This window comes from Kytococcus sp. HMSC28H12, assembly GCF_001816045.1.
In the GTDB taxonomy this organism is placed as follows: Bacteria; Actinomycetota; Actinomycetes; order Actinomycetales; family Dermatophilaceae; genus Kytococcus; species Kytococcus schroeteri.
In genome coordinates this window covers 1-6,568 of sequence record NZ_KV824650.1, presented here as the reverse complement: position 1 = coordinate 6,568, position 6,568 = coordinate 1, and the positions used below count along the sequence as shown (strand labels likewise).

Annotated in this window: 9 protein-coding genes and 1 pseudogene; 1 reads left to right on the top strand and 9 read right to left on the bottom strand. The window is 71.9% G+C overall.

What is annotated here, in order from left to right:
* Positions 1-52 precede the first annotated feature (52 nt).
* From HMPREF3099_RS10415 to rpmH, 9 genes are all read right to left on the bottom strand, one after another.
* Positions 53-1,105: a ParB/RepB/Spo0J family partition protein gene (locus tag HMPREF3099_RS10415; protein WP_070705898.1), complete on the bottom strand. Its 1,053-nt coding sequence runs from the start codon at positions 1,103-1,105 to the stop codon at positions 53-55.
* A 212-nt stretch (positions 1,106-1,317) separates the two neighbouring features.
* Positions 1,318-1,422 carry a 50S ribosomal protein bL37 gene (locus HMPREF3099_RS13750; RefSeq protein WP_371327537.1) on the bottom strand — a complete coding sequence of 35 codons (105 nt, stop codon included), beginning with the start codon at positions 1,420-1,422 and terminating at the stop codon, positions 1,318-1,320.
* Positions 1,423-1,523: 101 nt separating this feature from the next.
* Positions 1,524-2,639, bottom strand: a complete 1,116-nt coding sequence (locus HMPREF3099_RS10410) for a ParA family protein (RefSeq protein WP_101849158.1) — start codon at positions 2,637-2,639, stop codon at positions 1,524-1,526.
* Positions 2,636-3,349, bottom strand: coding sequence for a 16S rRNA (guanine(527)-N(7))-methyltransferase RsmG (gene rsmG / locus HMPREF3099_RS10405; protein ID WP_237769835.1), 714 nt, complete (start codon positions 3,347-3,349; stop codon positions 2,636-2,638). Before rsmG ends, HMPREF3099_RS10410 begins: the two co-directional genes overlap by 4 nt.
* A 1-nt stretch (position 3,350) precedes the next feature.
* On the bottom strand, positions 3,351-3,863 hold the full coding sequence (locus HMPREF3099_RS10400) for a Jag family protein (protein WP_070705896.1): 513 nt from the start codon (positions 3,861-3,863) through the stop codon (positions 3,351-3,353).
* A 3-nt stretch (positions 3,864-3,866) separates the two neighbouring features.
* Positions 3,867-4,940: a membrane protein insertase YidC gene (gene yidC, locus HMPREF3099_RS10395; RefSeq protein WP_070705895.1), complete on the bottom strand. Its 1,074-nt coding sequence runs from the start codon at positions 4,938-4,940 to the stop codon at positions 3,867-3,869.
* 57 nt (positions 4,941-4,997) lie between these two features.
* On the bottom strand, positions 4,998-5,303 hold the full coding sequence (yidD, locus tag HMPREF3099_RS10390) for a membrane protein insertion efficiency factor YidD (RefSeq protein ID WP_083323712.1): 306 nt from the start codon (positions 5,301-5,303) through the stop codon (positions 4,998-5,000).
* A complete protein-coding gene (rnpA, locus tag HMPREF3099_RS10385; RefSeq protein ID WP_070705894.1) occupies positions 5,303-5,671 on the bottom strand; it encodes a ribonuclease P protein component in 369 nt (122 codons plus the stop codon). Before rnpA ends, yidD begins: the two co-directional genes overlap by 1 nt.
* Before the next feature lie 11 nt (positions 5,672-5,682).
* Positions 5,683-5,820, bottom strand: a complete 138-nt coding sequence (gene rpmH / locus HMPREF3099_RS10380; RefSeq protein ID WP_070705893.1) for a 50S ribosomal protein L34 — start codon at positions 5,818-5,820, stop codon at positions 5,683-5,685.
* A gap of 393 nt (positions 5,821-6,213) precedes the next feature.
* On the opposite strand from rpmH, the pseudogene HMPREF3099_RS10375 reads away from it, so the two are divergent.
* Positions 6,214-6,568 (top strand): annotated as a pseudogene (locus HMPREF3099_RS10375) (chromosomal replication initiation protein DnaA); the annotation flags it as partial.

The following is a 6,568-nucleotide window of genomic DNA, read 5'->3' as shown; positions in this document are numbered from 1 at the left end:
ATGTTCCACGTGGAACATCACCCGCCCCGTCTCCGTGGGCGCCGCCTCCGGGTCAGGCGTCGGGCGCCAACAGGGTGAGGATGCGGTCGAGGTCGTCCTGCCCCGCGAACTCCACGGTCAGCGTCCCCTTGTTCCGCCCCATCTTCACCGACACCCGGGTGTCCCACCGGTCGGAGAGCTCCGCAGCCAGGTCCTCGTGCTCAGGGGAGGTGCGGCGGCTGGGCAGACGACGACGGCCTGTCTTCTCCTGCTCCGCCCCAACACCGAGAGCGATGAGCTCCTCCAGGCCGCGGACCGAGAGACCCTCGGCCACGACGCGCTGGGCCATGCGCTCCATCGCGGCTCCGTCCTCCAGACCCAGCAGGGCGCGGGCGTGCCCCGCGGACAGGACCCCGGCCGCCACCCGACGGGCAACGCTCGGGGGCAGCTTGAGCAGGCGCAGGGAGTTGGTGATCCGCGGCCGGCTGCGCCCGAGGCGCTTCGCCAGCTCCTCGTGGGTGCACCCGAAGTCCTCGAGCAACTGACCGTAGGCCGCCGCCTCCTCGAGGGGATTGAGCTGCACCCGGTGGAGGTTCTCCAGGAGCGCCTCACGGAGCATCTCCTGGTCCTCGGTCTGGCGCAGGATGGCCGGGATCGTCTCCAGTCCGGCAAGACGCGACGCGCGGAGACGGCGCTCACCCATGATGAGCTCGTAGCGGTCACCCGCCGTCCGCACCACGATGGGCTGCATGACCCCCAGCTCGCGGATGCTGTGTGCGAGTTCCTCGAGGTCGTCCTCGTCGAACACCTCGCGCGGCTGCCGCGGGTTGGGCACGACCTCGTCGACCGGCAGCTCCACAAGGCGGGCCGGGGCGTCGACCAGATCCTTGGCGTCCGTCGAGGGTGTCGCGGTCGCCTCGGGGCCCTCCGCACCGGCGGGCGCCGCCTCGCCCCCGGCGGCTGCCGTGGCCGACGGGGACGTCAACCCACGCGATCCACTGTCGGCGCTGGGCGCCGCTGCCTGGTCACGCTGCGCGAAGTAGACGTCGCGGGGCCGCGCCCCGCCGTCCTCCTGGGGAATCAGTGCCCCGAGACCTCGCCCCAGTCCTCGTCGCTGCCCTGCCATGCTGTCTCCTCTCGACGCCTTGCCCTGCCGGACGACCCCCAAGTCTCCCATGCAGCGCGAACGTCGACCTCCACGGTCCACATGGCATGTTTCACGTGAAACGCGACGAGCGCTTCCCATCGGGCCCGTTGACTCACGGCATGTGGAGCCCACAACAGATCAGGCGACCCTCCCGAGGGGAGGGCCGCCTGGTGGGAACGCGAGGCTCCTGATCAGCTGCTGGGGCGCTTGCCGTGGTTGGCCTTGCCCTTGCGCTTCGTCTTGCGCTTGCGCGCACGCTTGCTCGACATGGTGACCTCCTGGGCCTTCTGAGACATCGAAGCGCCCCTGAGGGCGCGTATCGCGCAGTATCTCATACCCGGAACCACCGGATCACGTCCACGAGGTGACGTCAGGCACCACGTCACCCCCGCACCCCTCAGGACCAGCGGGCGACGACCTCCTTGGCCGCCGAACGGTAGGCCCGGGCCCCCGGGCCGTCCGCGTCGTAGGCCAGGACGGTCTGCCCGTAGGAGGGCGCCTCGCTGATGCGCACGGACCGCGGGATGAGCGTCTCCAGCACCACCTCACCGAAGTGGTCACGCACCTCCTGCGCCACCTGCGTCGCCAGTCGCGTGCGCGCGTCGAACATCGTGAGCAGGATGCCCCCGAGGCGGAGCTCCGGGTGCAGGTGCCGCTGGATGAGGGAGATGTTGCGCACGAGCAGGCTCACACCCTCCAGGGCGTAGTACTCGCACTGGATCGGGATGAACACCTCGTCGGCCGCCACGAACCCGTTCACCGTGAGCAGGCCCAGGCTCGGCGGGCAGTCGATGAGGACGACGTCGTACGTCTGCGCCTCGCGGATCTCCTGCAGGGCCCGGCGCAGACGGTTCTCCCGCGCCACGAGCGAGACCAGCTCGATCTCGGCACCCGCCAGGTCGATGGTGGCCGGCACCACGCTGATGCGTTCGCTCTCGGGCGACACCTGGGCCACCTGCTCGAGCGTGGCCTCGTCGATGAGCACGTCGTAGACACCAGCCACCCCCGACTGGTGCTCGATGGACAGGGCGGTGGAGGCGTTCCCCTGCGGGTCCAGGTCGATGACGAGCACCTTCAGCCCACCCTCGGCGAAGGCGGCGGCGAGGTTCACCGTGGTGGTCGTCTTGCCGACGCCACCCTTCTGGTTGGCCACCGTCATGACCACGGTCCTCGAGGGGGCCTTCAGCGGCGTGGGGCGACCACGCTCCTTGCGCTCGGCGGGGGTGAAGGGGGGCACCGGATCGTCGTCCTCGTCGTCGTCCGTGGAGGGCTCACCGGTCGGGGCGGACGACCCCTCGGCAGCGGCCGTGGTCGTGGACCCCGCCGCGGCCCCGTCGGTCCCGCCCTGCGCGGTGTCCACCGGGGACTCCTGCGGGACGGCCCCCACGGCCGGCACGCGCTCCACCGACGAGGGCGCCACCGTCGGCTGCCAGCCCACCGGCGCGGTCCCCGGCGTGGGGGCGGTGGGGGTGGCGGGGTGGCTCCCATTGGGCCAGCCGACGGGGTTGCTCATCGCTTCTCCTTGCTCCGGGACCGACGGCCGCGGGAGCTGCCTCCCGAGCGACCGACGTCCTCCTTGGTGACGATCACCACCGTGGTGGGGACCTCCAGGTACGCCGACCCACAGTCCACCACGTCCACGGCACCGCCGCCCAACCGCCGCAGCACCTTCTGCGCCTGCTCGACCTCCTGCTGGGCGGAGGACCCCTTGAGGGCCACCATGCGACCGCCGGTCTCCACCAGCGGGAGGCACCACGGGGCCAGCACCTCGAGGCGGGCCACGGCCCGTGCGGTCACCACGGGGGCCGTCGTCCCGTCGTCGAGGTTCTCTGCACGAGAACGGATCACGGCCACACGGTCGCCCAGGCCCAACTTGGAAACGACCTCGTCCAGCCACACGGTGCGCCGCAGCATCGGCTCCACCAGGGTCACCCGCGTCTCGGGCGCGGCCAGCGCCAGCGCGATGCCGGGCAGCCCAGCCCCGCTGCCCACGTCGAGCACGTGGTCGGCGCCGTCGAGGACCTCGGCCACCACGGCGCAGTTGAGCACGTGGCGCTCCCACAGCCGGGGCACCTCCCGCGGGCCGATGAGGCCCCGCTCCGTACCGGAGGTCGCCAGCATCTGCGCGAACCGCTCGGCCTGCGGCAGCAGGTCACCGAAGACCCGTGCCGCGGCCTCCGGGCTGGGGGCCAGGCCCTCTCCGCCGGCCTCGGGGGCGTCCACGTCACTCACCGGCCGGCGCCGGGGAGACCACCACGTAGCGGTTGGGCTCCTCGCCCGCCGAGGACGAGTGCAGCCCGCCCGCCAGCACGCGGTCGTGCACCACCTTGCGCTCGAAGGCCGTCATCGGCTCCAGGGAACGCTCGGTGCCGCTCTCGCGCACGGCCTCCACGGTGCGATCGGCCAGCTGCTCCAGCGCCTTGCGGCGGTCGGCGCGGTACCCGGCCACGTCCACCATGAGGCGGCTGCGCTCCCCGGTCTCTGCCTGCACGGCCAGGCGGGAGAGCTCCTGCAGGGCCTCCAGCACCTGGGCGCCGGGGCCGACGAGACGGCGCGGCACCGTGCCCTCCTCGGAGTCCACGATGCTCACCACCGCCCGGTCGGCCTCGTGCTGGACGTCGATGTCGCCGTCCATGTCGGCCAGGTCGAGCAGGGTCTCGAGGTAGTCCGCCGCGATCTCGCCCTCGACCTCGATCTGCGCGGGGGTCCGCTCGGGGTGCGCCGGTGCGTCGGCCATGGGTCAGCCCTTCTTCCGCTGCTTCTTGCTCTTCTTGCGGCGCACCGGCTGGGAGCGCTGCCCGCCGGTGCCGCCCTGGGCCATGCGGGTACCGGCCGAGACCGGGTTCACCTGCGGCCCCGAGGCCCCCTTGCCCGAGGAGGTCGAGCGACCACCGTCGGTGGCCCCGTCCTTCTCGTCACCGAGCGCGTGCGCCCCGGAGTCCTTGCCGCCCACGGGCGCCAGCGTCATGCGCGTGGGCTCCTGGCCCTTGGCGATCTGGCGCGCGTGCATGCGGCGCTCGGCCTCGGTGTTGGGCGTCGGCATGTGGCGGATGATGTACAGCTGCTGGAAGTAGGACCACAGGTTGCTCAGGGTCCAGTACACGAGCAGGGCGATCGCGAAGTTCACACCGGTGAAGGCCAGCACCAGCGGCATGACGTAGAGCATGATCGTCTGCGACTGCCCCATCGGCCCTTCCTTGGCCGTCTCGGGCATGTTGATGTCCATCGACATCTTCATGCTGAAGAAGGTGAACGCGGTCATGAGCACCACGAGCACCAGCGCCACGACCTTGGGGGTCACGCCGGGGTCGTGCAGGAAGGTGTCGGAGAGCTCGGCCCCGAAGATCGAGGCGGAGTCGAAGGAGCGCGCCAGGTCCTGGGTCATGAACCCGATGGGGGCGTGCGCGCCGTCCGCGACGCCCGGGACGGCACGGAGCACCCGGAACAGTCCGTACATGATGGGGATCTGCAGCAGCAGCGGCAGGCAGGAGGCCATCGGGTTGGTGCCGTTGGCCCGGTAGAGCTCCATGGTCTCGGCCTGCTGGCGCTGCATGGAGGCCTGGTCGCGCTTGCCCTTGTACTTCTGCTGGATCTTCTTGATCTCGGGCGCCAGCAGCTGCATCTTGCGGCTGCTGTGGATCTGCTTGATCACCAACGGGATCATGGCCAGGCGGGCCAGGACCACCAGGGCGAGAATCGACAGGACCCAGGTCCAGCCCGACTCGGAGGGCATCCCCAGGGCGGTGAGGCCCCGGTGGGCGCCGGCGAGGATGGCTGCCACGGCCCATTCGATGGGGTAGAGCAGATTCGGCACGGAGAATCCTTCGTCTGTGGACTGCTGAGGTTCAGGGGGTGGGGACCGCAGGGCCCGTCAGGCCGCGTCCCACTCGGGGCCATTGTCCCCCGGGTCGGGCCGGGTGTGCAGGCCGCCCGGGTCGGTGCCGGGCACGGGGTCGTAGCCGCCGTGCGACCACGGGTTGCATCGTGCCACGCGCCAGACCGCCAGGGCAGTGCCACGGAGGGCGCCGTGCTCGGTGAGGGCGGTGACGGCGTAGGCCGAGCAGCTCGGGTAGTAGCGGCACGTGGGCGGCAGGAGGGGGGAGACCAGCCGCTGGTAGCCCCACACGAGCACGAGCAGGGGCCAGGCCAGGAGGGGACGCCCGCCGACGCGCCACATCAGGCGCCCCGGGGGACCGCGCGGGCCAGGCAGCGGTCGAGATCGCGCACGAGGGCGCTCCACTCGGCGGTGGCGCTGGCGGGATGGGCCCGCACCACGAGATCGTGCCCGGCGGGCAGGTCGGCCAGCCGATCGGCCACGAGGTGGCGCAGGCGACGCTGCACGCGGGAGCGCACCACCGAGTTGCCCACCTGCTTGGACACGACGAAACCGACCCGCACGGGGTGCGGGTCGGTCTGGTCGGGCGTCGAGGGCCGGGGGGTCAGCACCACGGACATCGTGGTGGACGAGCCCTTGCGGCGGCCGGTACCGCGGAGCACGGCCGTGAAGTCACGGCTGCGTCGCAGTCGGTGGCGGGCCGCCAGCACCGCGGGTCCGCTCAGGCGGAGATCTTGGCGCGGCCCTTGCCGCGGCGGGCGGCGAGGATGGCACGGCCGGCGCGGGTGGACATGCGGGCGCGGAAGCCGTGCTTGCGGGCGCGACGACGGTTGTTGGGCTGGAAGGTGCGCTTGCTCATGGTGTCTCCTGGTCGTTCGGGCAGGCCCTGGTTCCCCGGGCTTGCGGCCCCGCTCCACGCATGCCGGTCGGCACGACGGCGGGGGGATGGCGAGTGCCCGAGCTCCGTGGGCACCTCATGGGCCGTGCGCCGACGCCCCCGGAGGGGTCACCACGGCGCAGACCGGACCCCTCACCCTACGTTTTGCCCCACTCCCGGGTCAATTCAGCGCGGAGTCGGGTGTGGAGAGCCTGTGGACAACGGCTATCGTTGGGTCTCACCCACCACGCACGTTGGGTGTGTCCACAGGGTGTGGACGATGGTGTTGACAACGCCCCAGGGCGGGCGATCCGCACCTCGTGACCCTGGGGACGGACGTGTGCACGACGCCCCGGAACGCTGTGAGGACCCCCTGTGAGCCAGACCCCCGACGACCACGCCGCCGCCATCTGGCACGAGGCCATGGTCCGCCTGCAGGGAGCAGGCCTCGCCCCGCGCGACGTCGGCGTGCTCCGTCTGGCCACGCTGGTGGGCCTGCTCGACGCGACGGCCCTCATCGCCGTGAAGTACGACCACGTCAAGGACGCGGTGGAGGGCCACCTGCGGGACGACGTCGCCACCGCGCTGTCCGAGGTCCTCGACCGCGACGTGCGCCTGGCGGTCTCCGTGGACCCCGACGCGGTGGCCGCCGTCCAGGAGCCCGCCCAGGCCCCGCCCGCGTCCCCGGCGCGAGCGTCCACCACGGGTTCGTCCACAGCTGTGGACGAAC